This is a genomic window from Mycobacterium sp. (assembly GCF_049673265.1).
In the GTDB taxonomy this organism is placed as follows: domain Bacteria; phylum Actinomycetota; class Actinomycetes; order Mycobacteriales; family Mycobacteriaceae; genus Mycobacterium.
This window is the reverse complement of the sequence record NZ_JBATXN010000048.1, coordinates 1-2125: the sequence shown is the minus strand read 5'-3', so window position 1 is coordinate 2125 and position 2125 is coordinate 1. Positions and strand designations below refer to the sequence as shown.

2 protein-coding genes are annotated in these 2125 nt (G+C 62.4%); both read right to left on the bottom strand.

The features are described 5' to 3' along the window. Positions 1 to 1257, bottom strand: a 1257-nt coding sequence (locus WBF82_RS01705; protein WP_424381377.1) for a B12-binding domain-containing radical SAM protein, incomplete at its 3' end; no start/stop codon positions are given. A gap of 128 nt (positions 1258 to 1385) precedes the next feature. Next, complete coding sequence (locus WBF82_RS01700) at positions 1386 to 1979, bottom strand: class I SAM-dependent methyltransferase (RefSeq protein ID WP_424381376.1); 594 nt, start codon at positions 1977 to 1979, stop codon at positions 1386 to 1388. Positions 1980 to 2125 lie beyond the last annotated feature (146 nt).

Here is a 2125-nt window from a genome sequence, read left to right as displayed (position 1 = left end):
GAACAGGTTTTCGAGGCGCTCGAAGTAGAAGTCGGGCTCGTACAGTTCGCGCATCAGGCCGATGTACCCGTCGCGCAGCTCGTCGCGCGTCATGCCGAGCGGAATCACGTTGGTGCCGAACGGTTGTTCGTCGTCGGGATCGAGCCGGCCCTCGTCCTTCAGGCGAGCGTGCAGCGGCGTCTTCGGGATGGCCGACAGCATGCCCACCATGGCGTGCATGATGTCGGTCTGGCGTAGGAACTCGTGCTGGGCCTTGAAGATCCGGGTGTCGTCGTGGTCGAAGCCGACGATCATGCCGCACCAGACTTCGATGCCGGAGTCCTGCACTTTGCGGACGCGGTCGACGATCGAGCCGGCCTTTTTGACGTTTTGATACTTCTTCGTCTCGCGCAGCGACTCTTCGTTCGGGCTCTCGATGCCGATGAAGACAGTCACGATGTTGGCCGCGTCCATCAACTCGATCATCTCTTCGTCCTCGGCGAGGTTGAGCGACGCCTCGGTGAAGAACGTGAAGGGATACCCCTCGGCGACTTGCCACGCGGCAACGTCGCGCAGCAACTCCTTGACCGCGATCTTGTTGCCGATCAGGTTGTCGTCGACGATGAAGGCGATTCTCAGGTGTTGCTTGCGCATCGCTTCCAACTCGGCGATCACCTGCACGCTCGTCTTCAGCCTCGGCCTGCGACCGAACGTGACGATGATGTCGCAGAACTCGCATTGGAAGGGACAGCCGCGGCTGAATTGGACACTGCCGAACAAATAGTCCTTGGCCTTCAGCAAGTCGTAGCGCGGCACCGGCACCTGGGTCATGTCGGTCGCCTCGAGTTGTTCGTAGCGGCGCCCATGTCGGCCCACGGCCCATTCTTCGAGAAACTGCGGCCAGGTCGTTTCGGCTTCGCCGACGAAGATCACGTCGGTCAGCCCGTCGAAGTAATCCTCCTGCACGGTGACCCACGGACCGCCGACGACCGTGAAGACACCGCGGGCTTTGAGTTCGCAAAGGATCTCGCGCATCCGAGCGCGCTGAACTGTCATGCCGGTGAGCGCCACGATGTCGGCCCGCGCCAACCGGTCGTAGTCGATCGGTTCGACGTTCTCGTCGGCGATGGTCACGGAATGGCCTGCGGGCGTCAACGCCGCGAGCAGCGGCAGGCACGCAGTCGGTAGGTTGCACTTCTTGCCGAGCAGCGGAAGTGCGTGTTCGAGGCCCCAGTAGGACGCCTCGAATCGAGGATTGACGAAGACGATATCGGCCACTGTCGCCTGCTTACTTCTCAACCGGCGCGCCATAGCTGGTGCGATGGCGTTTTCCGATCTTAATCAGCGATCGCGTGTTATTGGAAGCATGTCTGATATAGGACCGCGGCGACACGGCCGAGAATGACTTACGCGCGGCGCTGCAGCAGATAGTGGCGCGCCGGGTGCTGGGGGTTGTTGGTCATCTCATCTTCGTCTGCGGCCGAGACCAATTCCCATTGCGGTGTGAAACGTCGTTCGATCTCGGCGTGGTCGACGCCGCGCACCCCGGTCTGGCCGCCGGGCGTGAACGCGAAGATCAGCAGGTGCGTTTGCGGGGCGGCAATCGCGCCGAGTTCCGCCACGTAGCGGTCGCGGGCGTCGTCGCTCATGCCGTGCAGGCAGCCGCTGTCGAGGATCAGCGTGCAGCCCTTACCGAGCCCCGCCGAACTCAGCCGGGTCGCGTCGGCCCGCAGGAAGTGGACTCGGACGTGTCCGGCGGCGGCCTTGGCTCCGGCCTTCTCAAGCGCCTTCGCCGCGACGTCCACTCCGGTTACCTGCCACCCGTGGCGGCCTAGATAGATCGACGAATCGCCTGTGCCGCAACCGATATCGATCGCCGCACCCGCGGGCAATGCGGCCGGGCCCTCGATCAGTTTCCGCAAGGTCGACGACAATGCGTGGCCGTCCCAGGGCGTGAAACCGATCCGATAAAAGGCTTGATATAGCAATGCAGACACCATTCGGTTGACGCTAGCCTTGCACGAGTACTTATGCAAGAGTAGTTGGGTGTCGTCGATCCGGATTTTCATCTTGGGCTCGCTGGAGCAGCGCGGACCCATGCATGGACATCAACTGCGGCTACTTGCCGAACAGGAACATGTCGCGA

Bases quoted from the DNA above. Each gene is read 5' to 3' on its own strand.
- WBF82_RS01700 (WP_424381376.1), bottom strand. From the start codon at position 1,979: ATGGTGTCTGCATTGCTATATCAAGCCTTTTATCGGATCGGTTTCACG.